The following is a 14,124-nucleotide window of genomic DNA, read 5'->3' as shown; positions in this document are numbered from 1 at the left end:
GTCGATTTCAGGATTGCGGCAGTGTTTCGAGCTGGCGGTAGACGATCGTCGATCCGGTGAAGTCGATCCCCGCCGGCACGTGAAGAAGATGGGAAAGGGCGGCCCGAACCCGGGGTTGCTTCTCCGGCGGCACGATGAAGGCCATGAAGCCCGCACCGCCGGCGCCCAGCAGCTTGCCGCCGAGCGCGCCCGCGGATAGGGCGGCCGCGTAGACATCGTCGATGCTCGTCGTCGTGACGCCGTCCGACAACTGGCGCTTGAGCTGCCAGGCTTCGTTCAATAGCTGTCCGAATGACTCCAGATCACCCATGCGAAGCTGCTTCGCGGCGGGATCGACCATGGCGTGCATTCGCTGCAGATGTTTGCTCTTCGCGGCGAAATTGGAGACCAGCAGCTTCGCGATGGTCGAAGAGAGCCTGGTCGTGCCAGTGTAGAAGAGCAGCAGCCAGTCCTCGAGCTTCCGCTGGTTCTGGCCCGAAAGGTCCAGCGGCACGACGTCGATCGCGCCGTCCTTTCCAAAGCTGATGACGTTCAGGCCGCCATAGGCGCTGGCAACCTGATCCTGGCATCCGACCGTTTCCTGCAGAATGTCGCGCTCGAGGTGGATGGCGGCGTTGGCGAGATCGCGCTTGTTGATTGTCTGGCCGCGCATCGCATGGAGAACGTTGATCAGGCCCACGGAGAAGGAGGAACTCGAGCCGATGCCCGAGCGGGCCGGAAGATCGCCTTGATGATGGATTTCGACGCCCCGATCGTTGTCGAACTCCATGTACTGCAGCCCCGCACGAACTGCCGGATGCAGGATCTCCGAGATGGAGTTGACGGTTTCGATATGGGACCAGACCACCCTGTGACGCGTCGCAAAGAAGGGCGGCAGGTGACGCCCGACGATATAGCAGTACCTGTTGATGGCCATCGACAGCACGCTGCCGCCGTGTTCCCGGTACCATTCGGGATAGTCCGTACCGCCGCCGAAGAACGACACGCGGTAGGGCGTTCTCGACATTGCCATCGACATGTTGTCGCTTGCCGGAGGGCGCTTCATTTCTTGGATGCTCTGCTCGGTTCTTCTGGCTAACGCGTCAGGAAGCGGTTGCCCTCGACGCCGATGCGCTGGCGCCAATAGTCGAGCAGATCACGCATCGTCTGCTCGAAGGGGATTTCGGGCCGCCAACCCGTATGCTTCTCGAATTTCGAGGTATCCGGAACCTGGAGATCGGCGTCGATGGGGCGAAGCCGGTCCGGATCGACCTCGACCTTGATGTCCGCACGCTTCGGCGACAGCGCTATGAGATGCTCGAGGATGTTCCCGACGGTGCAGGAATGGGTGCCGCCAATGTTGTAGTATGCGCCTGGGACCGGATCCTTCGTCACGAGGAGGTAGTAGGCGCGCACCGCGTCGCGCACGTCGGCCACCGTACGCAGCGATTCCAGGTTGCCGACCTTGACCACCGGGGGAACCAGGCCGTGCTCGATCATCGCGATCTGCTTGGCGAAGGTCGACTCGGCGAACACGTCGCCGCGGCGCGGGCCGGTATGTGTGAACATGCGGGTGGTCATGACTTTCATGCCGTAGGCCTCGGCATAGAAGCGACCCACGAGATCGGTCCCGACCTTGGAGATCGCATAGGGTGAGGCGGGGTGGAAGCTGCATTCCTCGGAGATCGGCAGCTTCTCCTTCGGCACCCGGCCGAAGACCTCGGACGAGGCGCAGACATGAATGACCGCATCCGGCGCGGTCGTGCGCAGAGCATCCAGGATCCTAACCGTCCCGAGGATGTTGGTGTCCATCGTGTCGAGGGGGGAGTCGAAGCTCGTGCGGGGGAAGCTCTGGGCGGCCAGATGGAACACATAATCCGGCTTCGCCGATTCGACGCAGCGCTGGATGGACAGGGTGTCGCGCAGGTCGCCGTAGACGAGCCGAACCCGGGAGCCCGAATTGATCGAGCCCACGACTGCGCTGAGATTGTCGAGGGGGCTCCGCCAGCGCAGAAGCCCGACGATTTCCCAGTCGGTGTGCTTCAGGATGTATTCGGCAAGGTGCGAGCCAACCATTCCCGTGATGCCCGTGATCAGGGCGCGCTTGGCCGACATCTTGAGGTGCCTTTCGCTTGGCTTTGGATCTGGCCGGGCGCTTCCGCGCTCCGGTCGGGCCTCATTAGCCCGTCTCGCCCGTGAATGCGACCCCGGGATTGGGGCCGGGCCGGTCAGACCGGTTCCCAGGCAACCACGGAGAAGCACTCGTGGAAGCGGCTGCCGAACTTCAGGCGTTGCACCTTGAGGAAGCGGATGGAACCGGCCTTCTCGAGCGAGCGCAGATGAGGCAGGAGCCCGCTGAGGTACTTGCGCTGCTGGTGATACCGGATGGCCAGGGCGTCGTGCGGCAGATCCGGATCGTAGAGTTCCAGCATGGGCTCCACATGCACCACTCGCTGCGGGCGCTTTGCGAGGAGGAAATCCAGGAACGGCTGGAACCTGTCGCCCACCTGTTCCAGCGCACACATGGTCAGCACGCTGCTGTTAGGAGCGAACTCGAAACCGCTTTCCGGGGCGAAGAAATCGAACCGCCGGCCGGAGATCTTCATGCCATGCCGCTCGCCCAGCAGGTCGGCGATCTTCACCGCAGCGGGTGCCCAGTCGAGCGCGGTGATCGAGGTCTGTGGATAGAGTTTCGCATAGGCTGCGACGTTGAAGGCGCTGCCGCTGCCGAACTCGTAGAGATGCGACGCATCCGCAAGATAGGTCCGGAACAGCCAGTCGCGGAAGATCTCGAGGAAGGCCAGCTCGAAGCGCTCGGTGACACCCTCGATATAGGCGCCCTGCCAGCGCAGGAGGACGGTGCCGCCCACGAACCGCGGATTGAGCGCTTCCAGCGCGTGTCCGGACCCGATGAAATCGTCCAGGTGATCTTGCCACGCGTCGCGCCAGATGGAGGCGCGATGCTCGCCGACGACCGTGAAACCGCGGTCGATGTCCTCGGCCACGTTCGCGCGCGCGGCCGCCTGGGCTTGGTCGTCGAGGGCTGAAAACAGCAGCGGGGTCTTCTCCAGGAGCGCCTTGGTGCGCTCGTCCAGGCTTCCCGCCGGGATCCCGACCGCGACTTCGAATTCTTTCTGTCCAAGGCGCTGCTGCGGCGACATTCCCATTTTCCCGTCAACTCGTCCGTTTGCGCGCGTTCCTTAGCACGTCCAACGGCCCGGTCGACCGAACTATGCGACAATCTGCCGGCCGGCGGTTACGGTCGACGCGGCAAGCAGATGAGGGGAGACCGAAGGACGATGACGATCGCAGTGGCGGGTGCGACGGGCCTGATCGGAAGGCACGTCGTCGAGGTGCTCGCTGGCCCGACGGGAGAGCCCGTGGTTGCGACCTACAGGTCGCGCCGGCCCTTTGCCGCCGAAGGCATCCAGTGGGTCCAGTGCGATTTCAACGATCGGGCCCAGGCGTCGCGCGCTTTCGCCGGCTGCAACACGGTCGTCCTGTGCGCCGGCCGGGTCTCCACCAGTGCCGTGCTGCGGGAGGAGCCGGTGGAGTCGGTACTCGACAACCTGCGTATCGTCACCAATGCCCTGGAAGCCGCGGCACGAGGCGACGCGAGGCATGTCGTGCTCGTCAGCTCCTGCACGGGCTATCCGCCCGCCACGGAGTTGCTGGAGGAGGAGCAATACGAGTCCGGCAATCCACCGGGGCACTGGTTCGGGGTGGGGTGGATGCACCGCTACCTGGAAAAACAGCTCGAATGGTATGTCAGGACGCTGGGTTGGCTGGACTCCGCCATCGTCCTGAGACCGACCCTCGTCTACGGTCCGCACGACGACTTCGACCCGCGAACAGGCCACTTCCTGCCGTCGCTCGTCCGACGGGTGGTCGAGCGCACCCGGCCGATCCGGCTGGCCGGAGATGGTACCCAGACGCGAAACCTGATCCACGCCCGCGATCTGGCCGCGGCCGTGAAAGCGGTCTGCCGGCCCGACGAACGGGGCTTCCGGGCTTTCAACGTGGCAACTCCGGACGAAGTCTCGGTCCGGTCGATCCTGGAGGCGCTGCTCGACGCCGACGGCTTTGGCGATGCGGAGGTCGAACTGGAAGGCCAGAATCTGGGCCCTGCGATGCTGCGCGTTTCTGGGCGCCGGTTCATGGAAGCCACGGGTTGGCGTCCGGCAACGTCGGTTCAGGACGGACTGACCGAACTGCTCGCCTGGTATCGGGCCAACCGGAATGTTGAATAGTTGCAGGTGTATCGCTAGGAGAGGCGGCACCGGCGGCCGGAATGGCCGACTTTCAGGCTTGGGGAATGTAGTTTGATGGACAGCGACGAGCGCTACCGCCGACTTTTCCGGACAGCGCTGACGATCAGGCTGGTCGAAGAGCGCATCATCGAGCTCTACCCCTCCGACAGGATCCAAAGCCCCGTTCATCTGTCGATCGGCCAGGAAGCCGTAGCCGTCGGGGTTTGCGACGCCTTGAACGTCGACGATCTCGTGTTTGCGACCTATCGCTCGCATGGCTTCTACATCGCCAAGGGCGGCTCGCTGCCCAAGATGTTCGCGGAACTCTATGGCCGCGTCGGCGGCGTCTCCAAGGGAAAGGCTGGCTCGATGCACCTGTCGGCGCCGGAAGTCGGGCTGATGGGCTCCTCCGCCGTCGTCGCCAGTTCCATTCCCCACGCCGTCGGCGCGGCGCTCTCGTTCAAGCGCCGGGGCAGCTCGCGCGTGGCCGTCGCGGTGTTCGGCGACGGTGCGACCGAGGAGGGCGTCTACCACGAGAGCCTGAACTTCGCGGCACTCATGAAGGTGCCGGTCCTGTTCCTGTGCGAGGATAACGGGCTCGCCGTGCACAGTTTCAAGAACGCCCGGCAATCCTACAATCTGCTCGAACACGCCAAGACCTTCGGCATCGAAGCGCGACGGCTGGACGAGGGTTGGGACATGCTGGCGATCCGGCAGGCCACGCTGGATGCGTTGTCCGTCGTACGGGCAGGCCGCCCCTTCGTCCTCGAGATCGCAACCGGGCGCTACAAGGAGCATGTCGGCGTCGGCGACGATTTCCATTTCGGGTATCGCAACGCGACCGACATCGACGCCTGGAAGGCGCGCGATCCGCTGCTGCTCGACGAGAAGCTCGTTGCCGAGCTCAAGCCGGAGATCGATCGGGAGATCGCGGCAGCCGCCGAGTTCGCCGAGACAAGCCCCTTCCCGGGGCGCGATGAACTGCTGACCGACATCATCTAGACAGGGCTTGAAGCATGAACGTCTCTTCGAAAGAGCGTCCGTCGACACAGACGCGCGTCCTGTCCTATGCCGGTGCGCTGCTGGAGACGATGGACTCGGCGCTGGCCGACCATCCGAACGTCTTCATCATGGGCCAGGGCGTCGACGACTTTAAGGGCATCTTCGGCTCGACCACCGGCCTCGCGCAGAAGTACGGCGCCCAGCGCGTGTTCGACGTTCCGTTGATGGAAGAAGGCATGACGGGCGTGGCGATCGGTGCGGCGTTGGTCGGCGACTATCCGATCACAACGCACATCCGCGCCGACTTCTCGTTCCTGGCGATGAACCAGATCGTCAACCTGGCCTCGAAGTACCGCTACATGTTCGGCGGCATCATGTCGTGCCCCATGCTGATCCGCCTCGTCGTCGGGCGCAGCTGGGGGCAGGGCGCCCAGCATTCGCAGAGCCCGCAGGCGACGTTCGCCCATTATCCCGGCCTGACGGTCGTCATGCCGTCGACCAGCCAGGCGATCGTGGACATGTATCCGCAGATCATCGTCCGGCATCCGGGCCCGGTGGTGAGCATCGAGCACCGGCTCCTCTACAACCTGGACTTCTCCGTTTCCGCCGGGACGCCGGCGAAGCCGATCCCGCTCACCAGCTACGTGGCCCGCGAAGGGCGCGACGTGACGGTCGTGGCGACGTCGGTGATGGTGCTCGAGGCGTTGCGCGCGGCCCAGTACGTTGCCGAGAAGGCAGGCATCGAGGTCGAAGTCATCGATCTCAACTCCATCAGTCACCCGGATTGGGAGCTGGTGATCGGCAGCATCCGCAAGACGGGCCGTCTGGTCATCGCTGATACGTCCTGGCTCGAGTATGGCGTGGCTGGCGAGGTCTGCCGTCAGGTCATGATGCGGGATCCGGCGATGTTGCGGCAGGCGCCAGCGATGCTCGGCATGGCCGCGGCACCTTGCCCGACGGCGAAGAGCCTCGAGGACATCTACTACCCGAGCCAGCACGAGACCGTGGAAGCAATCCTGACGCAGGTTTGTGGCAGCCGCCACGGCATCGAGCTTCCGGTCGAGCGATCGATGACCGAAGGCTACAAGCGCTTCAGGGGCCCGTTCTAGCGGCGCGCCGGGCTGGCCGGGTCGCTCCTGTACCAGGCCAGGGTTCGCCGGAGGCCTTCCGCCAGGGATAGCTTCGCCTCGAAGCCGAGCAGCGAGCGGGCGAGACCATTGTCCATCAGGCGCACGGGAACCGTGCTGGGTTTCGAGGCATCGAACGTCACTTGGGCGTCGTGGAATGCATCGACGTCCAGCAGCGTTTCGAGGACCTGCCGGACGGCATAGCCTTGGCCGGCGCAGATGTTGATGGCCAGGAACGGCCGGTCCGTCGCGACGGCGGCAAGGGTGCCCTCGACGAAATCGTCGATGTAGATCAGGTCCCGGATGTCGTCGCCGGTGCCCCACACTTGGAGCGGCGTCTGCCGTTCGGCGACCCGCCGCACCAGCGCGGCCGTGACGTGGCTCACGGCAAAGTCGAACTTGTCGTAGGGGCCGTAGACGTTGGAGGGGCGGATGACCACGGTGGGCATCGGATTCGCGATCTTCTCGGCATAGGTCCGGCAGAGGATCTCGGCGTAGCGCTTCATCCAGCCGGCGGGAAAATAGACCTCCTCCGGATCGCCGTTGAACATCTCCGCTTCCGTCACGGGCCGCGCGCCCGTCCCCGGATAGGCGGCGCCGCTCGAAATGAAGCACACCTTCTTCACCTGCGCCTGGTAGGCGGCTTCGAGGAGGAGGCTGTTGATCAGCACGTTGGGCGTGACATGCACCAGGGGAGTGGTGCGGATGACGCCCGCGCCGGAAGTCTGTGCCGAGCAGATGAAGACGACGTCCATTCCTTCGACGACGCGGGCGCAATCCTCGGGGCGTCGCAGGTCGGCTTGCACGAGTTCGGCGTCAGGGAACGCGACCTGAAGAGGCTTCCGATGCATCGTGAGACGCAGTCTGGCGCCGAGGGCCGTCAATTTCAGAGCCAGGTTGGTTCCCAGGAATCCGGCCCCGCCGGTGATCAGAATCTTTTTGCCCGCAAACTGCATTTTCGCCTCAGGACACCGAAAAATCCCTGCTGAACCATGGGATTATGGCAGTCAATCCTATTGCAATGCGAAGAGTGGCGCTCTACCTCTTCGTCTTCCGCCAAGAAGACCGGACACAGAGCGCAGCGAATGTCGACGCCCCACGCCGCAGAAGCCGCTACGCAAGCCACGCCCCGAGCGGGGGCCTTGGTCGTCGGCCTGGTTCAGATCAACAACTCCTTCTCCGGCCAGAACTATCTGCCATATTCGGTCGCGTTGCTGCAGACCTACGTGAAGAAGTTTGCAGCCGAGCCCGAGCTCTACCGGTTCCTGCCGCCGCTCTACAAGCGCGTGCGCATCGCCGATGCGGTCGAGGCCCTGAAGGATGCCGACATCGTCGGCTTCAGCACCTATGTGTGGAACGGCCGGATCTCGCTCGAGATCGCCCGTCGCCTGAAGGCGTTGAAGCCGGGCATCGTCATCATCTTCGGTGGGCCGCACGTACCCGACCAGCCCGAGTCCTTCATGCGGGCCAATCGCCAGATCGATCTCGCCGTCCACAATGAGGGCGAGCGGACTTTCCTGAAGCTCCTGGAGACATTTCACGATCGGAGCACCTGGGACGCCATTCCCGGCATCAGCATGGTGAAGCCCGACGGCAGCTTCGTCCGCACCAAGAATCTCGACCGCGTGCGCGACCTCGACGAAATTCCTTCGCCCTTCCTCGAAGGCGCCTTTGACGAGATCATGGCGGCCAACCGGACGGAAAGCTGGATCGGCCTGTGGGAAACCAACCGCGGTTGCCCGTTCCGCTGCACCTTCTGCGACTGGGGGTCGGCCACGGCCGGCAAGGTCACCAAGTTCGGTGAAGAGCGGCTCTATCGCGAGGTCGATTGGTTCGCCGAGAAGAAGATCGAGTACATCTTCTGCTGCGATGCCAACTTCGGCATCCAGAAGCGCGACGTCGACATCGCCAACTACGTCGCCGACGTGAAGACGAAGACCGGCTTTCCGGTGGCGCTCTCGGTCCAGAACACCAAGAACGCCACGGAACGGGCCTATGAGACCCAGAAGATCCTGTCCGACGCCGGCCTGAACAAGGGTGTCGCCCTGTCGATGCAGAGCGTCGACATGCCGACGCTGGAGGCGATCAAGCGCGACAACATCTCGCTCGGTACCTACATGGAACTCCAGCGCCGATTCACGCGCGACAAGGTCGAGACCTACTCGGACCTGATCCTGGGCCTGCCCGGTGAGACCTACGAGTCCTTCGTGCGCGGTGTCGATCAGCTGATGGAGAACGGCCAGCACAACCGCATCCAGTTCAACAACCTGTCGATTCTGCCGAACGCGGAGATGGGCGATCCCGCCTACCAGGCCAAGTACGGCATGGTTACCGTGGAATCGAAGATCATCAACATCCACGGCGAGCGCATCGAGCTCGACGACGATGTGCCGGAAGTCCAGGACCTGGTCATCGCCACCGCGGCGACGCCGCTCGACGACTGGCGCCGCACGCGCACCTTCTGCTGGATGACGGCGCTGCTGCATTTCGACAAGCTGTTCCAGATCCCGCTCATCCTGGCGCACGGTATATCCGGCATTTCCTACCGCGACATGATCGAGGCCTTCATGGCCGCCGACGCGAAGCGGTTTCCGACGATCGCCTGGATCAACGACTTTTTCGAGAGCGAGGCCCGGTCCATCCAGCAGGGTGGTTCCGAGTACGTCTTCTCGAAGGAATACCTCAATATCTTCTGGCCGGCAGACGAGTACATCTTCGTCAGGCTGACGGCCGACGGGAAGTTCGACGACTTCTACCGCGAAGCCGGCGAGCTGCTGTCCGAGACCGTGCAGGCGCGAAGCTCGGGCCTTCCCATCGAGGTCGTCGAAGAGGCCATTAAGCTGAACCATGCGTTGGTCCACCAGCCCTTCGTCCGGGGCAATGTGAAGGTGAAGCTCAACTACGATCTGCTGGACTACTGGAACAAGGTGCGCGGCGGCGAGCCGGCGCTGCTGCGCAAGGTGCCGATCGTCGTGGAAATCGACCGCACGAGCCGGCCCTACGACGACTTCCAGAAGTGGTGCCGGGAGATCGTCTGGTGGGGCAACAAGAAGGGCGCCTATCTCTATTCGCCGCGCGCCGTCGAGATCACGCCCGAGCTGGCCGGACACTACTGACCGCGATCGAGGCGATGAAATATCGTAAGCTGGGCGAGACCGGAATTCTGGTCTCGGAGGTCGGATTCGGTGCCTGGGGGATCGGTGGCAGAACGGCCGGTGCAACCTCGTACGGCGATACGGATGACGCCCAGTCCCTGGCGGCGCTTCGACGGGCGCTGGACCTCGGGATCACTTTCTTCGACACGTCCAGTGCCTACGGTTCAGGGCATAGCGAGGTCCTGATCGGCAGGGCGGTGGCGGGCGGGCGGGACAAGGCCGTGATCGCCACCAAGGCCGGCTACGACGATTGGACGAAGCCGGCGGATTTCTCGGCCGCCGCCATCAGGCGCTCGACAGAACTCAGCCTGAAGCGCCTGGGGACGGATTATCTCGACGTCCTGCAGCTCCACAATCCTCCTTCGGACGTTCTGTCCGCGGACGAGACCAGGGAGGTGATCGCCTCGTTGCTAGCCGAGGGGAAAATCCGGGCCTGGGGCGTCTCCGCGAAGAATCCGGGAGGGGCGGTCGAAGCGCTGCGTGTCGCCCGCGCGCCCATCGTTCAGGCCAACTTCAACATGATGGATGTTCGCGTCGTCACGGAGGGACTGCTTCAGGAAGTCATTCGGCAGGGGGCGGCGTTCATCGCTCGAACGCCGCTTTGCTTTGGCTTCCTCACGGGTACGATCGACCGGTCGACCGCCTTCGCCGCCGGTGACCATCGGGCGGCGTGGTCGCGCGTCCAGCTCGACAACTGGATCGATGGAGCGCGCGATCTGATATCGGCGGTCTCGGCGACACCGGGACGGGAGGCCGTGCTGAGCGCCTTGCGCTTCTGCCTTTCGTTCGACGGCGTCTCGAGCGTCATTCCGGGCGTGCTGCACCCGGCGGAAGCCGAGACGAACGCCGCAGCGAGCGATCAGGGACCCTTGCCCCCCGAAATCGTGGAAAGAGTGCTGGAAATCAACGCGAAGAGGGATTTCTTCGTTTCGCCGGCGCGTGCATCCTGACGAAATCCAGGAGGTTGCCGCCGGGGAACCGGTAGCCGGCGATACCGGCCGCCTCCGCCGCCTGCATGTCGATGTCGCGATCGCCGATCATGAATGATCGATCCCAGTCGATGTTCCACTCTCTTCTGATCTTGAGGATCATCCCCGGTCCCGGCTTGCGCATCTCGGAAACCCGTCGATATCGCTCGACGGTACCCTCGGGGTGATAGGGGCAGTACTCGAAGCAATCCACGTGTGCCCCGGCGGCCTGCAGTTGGCCCTGCATCCAGGCATGGAGCGAGTTTACGGCGTCCTCGCCATAGTAGCCGCGCGCGACTCCGGCCTGGTTCGTGACGGCGAACACATAGTATCCGGTATCGTTCAGCCAGCGGACCGCCTCTTTCGCGCCGTCGATCCAGCGTATCTGCTCCGGCCGATGCACATAATTGTCGTCGTGATTGATCACGCCATCCCGGTCGAGGAAGGCCGCCGGCCGGCGCGTGAAGGCCGGCATGGCCTGCTGTGAACGCGCAAAATCGTCGGGAACACCGATGTCGATGAATGTGCCCTCCGCGGCGGTTCCCAGGAGTTCGCCTTCCGAGGCGAGAGGCGGAAGAATATCGTCCTCGAGCGAGCAGGGGATTTCCCGGATCCGGTCGAGGATCCGGCGCCGGACGAGATACACGCCGGCATTTATCGGCAGGTCGCTATCCGCCTTGGGCAGGAACCTCGATATGCGATTGCCCCGGGTTTCCAGGCGACCGTAGCGTCCTCCCCGGACGCCGCGCGCGAGCGCGAGATGGACCGTCCAGTCGTCCCGGTCCAGCGCCGGCACGAGGGACAGCCAGTTGAAGCCGAAGAAGGAATCGCCGTTGGCCAGGAAGAAGGTCGGATCGAGCGAGGCCGCGGCATTGGCCAGAGCACCGGCAGTCCCCGCGGGAGCCGTTTCGACGATCACGTCGATCGACAGTCCGCCGACGACCTTGCCGGCATAGTGCCGCACGACTTCGCCGGCACTATGCCCGGCCAGCAGCAGCAGTCGCTGGAGGCCGAAGCGGTTTGCCTCGTCGATCAGATAGTCGAGGAAGGGGCGGCCGCCGACCTCCAGAAGAGGCTTCGGCATGTTCTGGGTGAGCGGGCCGAGGCGGGTCCCGCGACCGCCGACCAGGCAAACGACCTGCCGGACGGTCATGGCGTGTCCCAGGCGGCGCGAACCACGGTCCGATCGGACAGTGACTCGCGGGCCAAGCCCCAGTCGGCATCGTTCGTGACGAGGGAGGTGTCGTTCTTCGCGTATCGAGCGGCTTTGGCGACGAAGTGGCGTTCGATCGAGGGAGCCAGAATCTCCTCCAGGCCACGGACGCGCCGGCGGGGATAGTTGAGCCACACCCGGAGATTCATCGCCAGCTCCCGCCGGTGGCGCAAGATCAGGTAGTGGTCAAGTTTGAGTTGCCAGTCCTTCCAGATCGTGGCCACGCGTTGCGCGTGGGTGTTTCCATGCACCACCTTGTAGATGCACTCTTCCTGCCAGTGGACCTCGGACGCTCCATGCGCGGCCGCGGCATGGAGCGCGATCGAGTCCGAATCCAGACAGAGGACCGTCGGATCCTTCTGGTACCCACGGATTTCGTGCCACCGCGGCGTGGACATGAGGATGAAGTCACCGCAGGCATTCGTGTGAAGGTCCCGCATCTTCCAGTCGATGCTGTGGGTCAGCCGCCCGTTCCTGAGGACGACATGCCGTGCCAGCGCGGCCAGGAGTTCGTCATCCGCAAGGTCGAGCCAGGACTCGGCCTCCATGCGTGCATCGAGCCTGTCACAGCGATAGACGCGCCGGTCGTCGAGATCGAGCCGGCCGATCGTCGAGACGAGCTTGTCCGAATAGAAGGTATCCAGGGCTTTGGGCGTCACGAAGCGCCCCCGAGCCCGCCGGAAGCCGACATTCGCCGCGTTGTTCACGTGCATCCCGCGCTTCTGCCAGCCTCGCGGGCCACGATGGAATTGCGGGGGCACGACGATGAACCGCACGCTGGCGTGGGATGTGCCGCCGAGGAAACCATTCATCTGGTCTGCGAGAAGAGGACTCCCCGGCGGCGGGTTCCATTCCACGACGATCACCTCGGAGGGGATCCTGTGCCTGTCGAGCTGGCGGACGAGAAAGCCTATGGAGTGTTCGAGGCGTTTTGCGTAATTCGGCGTGTAGCCGTCGTTCCGTGCCCAGCCAACGATGCTGAGATAGGGCGGGGCATTCATTCGTTGACACCTGCTCGGACGGCTGAATCGCCGGTTATGTGGGCCGGTTTGTTATCGGCGCGGTAGAATTCCGTCAATTGCGCCGACGGGGCGACGCACCTTGTGGGCGATCCGGGTGCCTTGACGTTCCCGCGACGCTAAGTTAGCGGACAGGCCGAAATGGCGGTTTTGGCGGGTCATCGGAGCTTTCCGGCAGTTCTGCGTGTGATCTCGGGGCAGAATAGGGCCCCCACCGTCTTGGCGGCTTATTCGGTCCCGTACCGTGCAGGAGCATTTGTGTGAGTAACTCAGGGATGTTGTTGCGCTTGTCGGGAAGCCTGCGAGAGGTGCTGGGGACGCGGCGACGGCAATCGGCCGACGAATGGGTCGCGGGCAGCAACGGCGGCGAAGCGGAACATCTCTTCCTGCGGGCGACCGCGCTTTTTCGCACCGGTGACGCCGAGACGGCCATCCGTCTGCTTCGGCAGGCGATTGCAATCTCCCCTGCTTTTTCGGATGCGATCGAGGCCGAAGGCGAGGCCCTCGACATGAGCGGCGACACGGCTGCGGCTTCGGCGAGATACGAGCAGGCCCGCAAGCTCAGGCAGGCGGGGCGGGCAGGGGCGCCCGACCGGCACTTCGTCCTGCGCCAGCAGGGATCGCACACCGCCGAGATCGTCGCCTACACGAGGGTCCTGAAGTCCCTCAAGAAATTTGCCCTGCCGCACCTCGCGCGCGGGAATGCCTATCTTGCCGACGGGCAGCCCGATCTTGCGCTGGCCGACTATGAACGCACGCTGAAGCTTCATCCCAATTCGCTCGACGCCCTCGCGCTGAAGGGCGAGGCCCTGTCCGCGCTTGGCCAGTACGCGGCCGCCATCGAGGCCCTCGACCGGGTACTCGCCGCGCGGGCGAAGGACGCGGAAGCCTTGAATGCCCGGGGGATTGCGCACATGGCGCTCGGGCACATCGACCAGGCGAACGCCGACTGGCGGCAGCAACTCGGGCTGCTGGGAGGGCGTCCCTCCGCCGCCGCCTATGTCGCCCTGCGCCTGGCCGACTATGATGCCGCGTTGCCCCATCTCGAGATGATGGTGAGGAACGACAGGCGTGATCCCTACTGGACGGTGTACCTGCGCACGGCGTTGCTCCGTCTTGGGCGGCCTCTGTCCTCCGACGGCATCGTCGACGGGGATTCCTGGGTCGCGTCGCTGCTGGCTTTGCAATCCGGAGCGGCTTCTGAATCAGAGCTGCTGGGCCGGGCCGACACCGCCGGTCGTCGTGCCGAAGCGCTGTTCCAGCTCGGCGTCGCCGCCCATGGCAGGGACCGGTCCGCTGCCCGTTCGTATTGGCAGCAGGTGGTGGACATCGGCCTCCCGACGCTCGTGGAGTATGCTGCAGCCCGCAACGAGCTGGCACGTTCCGCTTCCTGACTGATCGCCCGTCACGC

General features: G+C 64.3%; 12 protein-coding genes. 6 read left to right on the top strand and 6 right to left on the bottom strand.

Annotated features, from left to right (window positions below; translation table 11 throughout):
• Positions 1-7: 7 nt before the first annotated feature.
• The 3 genes from EPO41_RS14435 to EPO41_RS14425 form a co-directional block, all read right to left on the bottom strand.
• Positions 8-1,123: a hypothetical protein gene (locus EPO41_RS14435; RefSeq protein ID WP_296326205.1), complete on the bottom strand. Its 1,116-nt coding sequence runs from the start codon at positions 1,121-1,123 to the stop codon at positions 8-10.
• A complete protein-coding gene (locus tag EPO41_RS14430) occupies positions 1,075-2,094 on the bottom strand; it encodes a GDP-mannose 4,6-dehydratase (protein ID WP_296326201.1) in 1,020 nt (339 codons plus the stop codon). Before EPO41_RS14430 ends, EPO41_RS14435 begins: the two co-directional genes overlap by 49 nt.
• A gap of 113 nt (positions 2,095-2,207) precedes the next feature.
• On the bottom strand, positions 2,208-3,140 hold the full coding sequence (locus tag EPO41_RS14425; protein WP_296326199.1) for a class I SAM-dependent methyltransferase: 933 nt from the start codon (positions 3,138-3,140) through the stop codon (positions 2,208-2,210).
• A 138-nt stretch (positions 3,141-3,278) separates the two neighbouring features.
• Here EPO41_RS14425 and EPO41_RS14420 point away from each other — a divergent pair, with 138 nt between their 5' ends.
• From EPO41_RS14420 to EPO41_RS14410, 3 genes are all read left to right on the top strand, one after another.
• Positions 3,279-4,229: an NAD(P)-dependent oxidoreductase gene (locus EPO41_RS14420; protein ID WP_296326195.1), complete on the top strand. Its 951-nt coding sequence runs from the start codon at positions 3,279-3,281 to the stop codon at positions 4,227-4,229.
• Between the two features lie 75 nt (positions 4,230-4,304).
• The gene (locus tag EPO41_RS14415) at positions 4,305-5,231 is read left to right on the top strand and encodes a thiamine pyrophosphate-dependent dehydrogenase E1 component subunit alpha (RefSeq protein ID WP_296326193.1); all 927 of its coding nucleotides are present in this window, start codon (positions 4,305-4,307) and stop codon (positions 5,229-5,231) included.
• A 14-nt stretch (positions 5,232-5,245) separates the two neighbouring features.
• Positions 5,246-6,340, top strand: coding sequence for a transketolase C-terminal domain-containing protein (locus EPO41_RS14410; RefSeq protein WP_296326190.1), 1,095 nt, complete (start codon positions 5,246-5,248; stop codon positions 6,338-6,340).
• Here EPO41_RS14410 and EPO41_RS14405 read toward each other — a convergent pair.
• Positions 6,337-7,314, bottom strand: a complete 978-nt coding sequence (locus tag EPO41_RS14405; protein ID WP_296326187.1) for an NAD-dependent epimerase/dehydratase family protein — start codon at positions 7,312-7,314, stop codon at positions 6,337-6,339. The genes EPO41_RS14410 and EPO41_RS14405 overlap by 4 nt on opposite strands.
• A gap of 129 nt (positions 7,315-7,443) precedes the next feature.
• On the opposite strand from EPO41_RS14405, the gene EPO41_RS14400 reads away from it, so the two are divergent.
• Complete coding sequence (locus EPO41_RS14400) at positions 7,444-9,474, top strand: radical SAM protein (RefSeq protein WP_296326184.1); 2,031 nt, start codon at positions 7,444-7,446, stop codon at positions 9,472-9,474.
• Entirely contained in the window at positions 9,396-10,463 is a 1,068-nt protein-coding gene (locus EPO41_RS14395; protein ID WP_296326181.1) for an aldo/keto reductase, read from the top strand. The genes EPO41_RS14400 and EPO41_RS14395 overlap by 79 nt, the downstream gene beginning before the upstream one ends.
• On the opposite strand, the gene EPO41_RS14390 is transcribed toward EPO41_RS14395, so the two are convergent.
• Together EPO41_RS14390 and EPO41_RS14385 are read right to left on the bottom strand one after the other, a co-directional pair.
• The gene (locus tag EPO41_RS14390; protein WP_296326179.1) at positions 10,417-11,634 is read right to left on the bottom strand and encodes an HAD-IIIA family hydrolase; all 1,218 of its coding nucleotides are present in this window, start codon (positions 11,632-11,634) and stop codon (positions 10,417-10,419) included. The genes EPO41_RS14395 and EPO41_RS14390 overlap by 47 nt on opposite strands.
• Positions 11,631-12,695, bottom strand: coding sequence for a hypothetical protein (locus EPO41_RS14385; protein WP_296326176.1), 1,065 nt, complete (start codon positions 12,693-12,695; stop codon positions 11,631-11,633). Before EPO41_RS14385 ends, EPO41_RS14390 begins: the two co-directional genes overlap by 4 nt.
• A gap of 305 nt (positions 12,696-13,000) precedes the next feature.
• Here EPO41_RS14385 and EPO41_RS14380 point away from each other — a divergent pair, with 305 nt between their 5' ends.
• The gene (locus tag EPO41_RS14380; protein ID WP_296326174.1) at positions 13,001-14,107 is read left to right on the top strand and encodes a tetratricopeptide repeat protein; all 1,107 of its coding nucleotides are present in this window, start codon (positions 13,001-13,003) and stop codon (positions 14,105-14,107) included.
• Positions 14,108-14,124: the final 17 nt, after the last annotated feature.

The sequence above is a fragment of the Reyranella sp. genome (assembly GCF_004297265.1).
Classification (GTDB): domain Bacteria; phylum Pseudomonadota; class Alphaproteobacteria; order Reyranellales; family Reyranellaceae; genus Reyranella.
The sequence above is the reverse complement of the archived record's forward strand: the minus strand, read 5'-3'. Positions and strand labels throughout refer to the sequence as shown.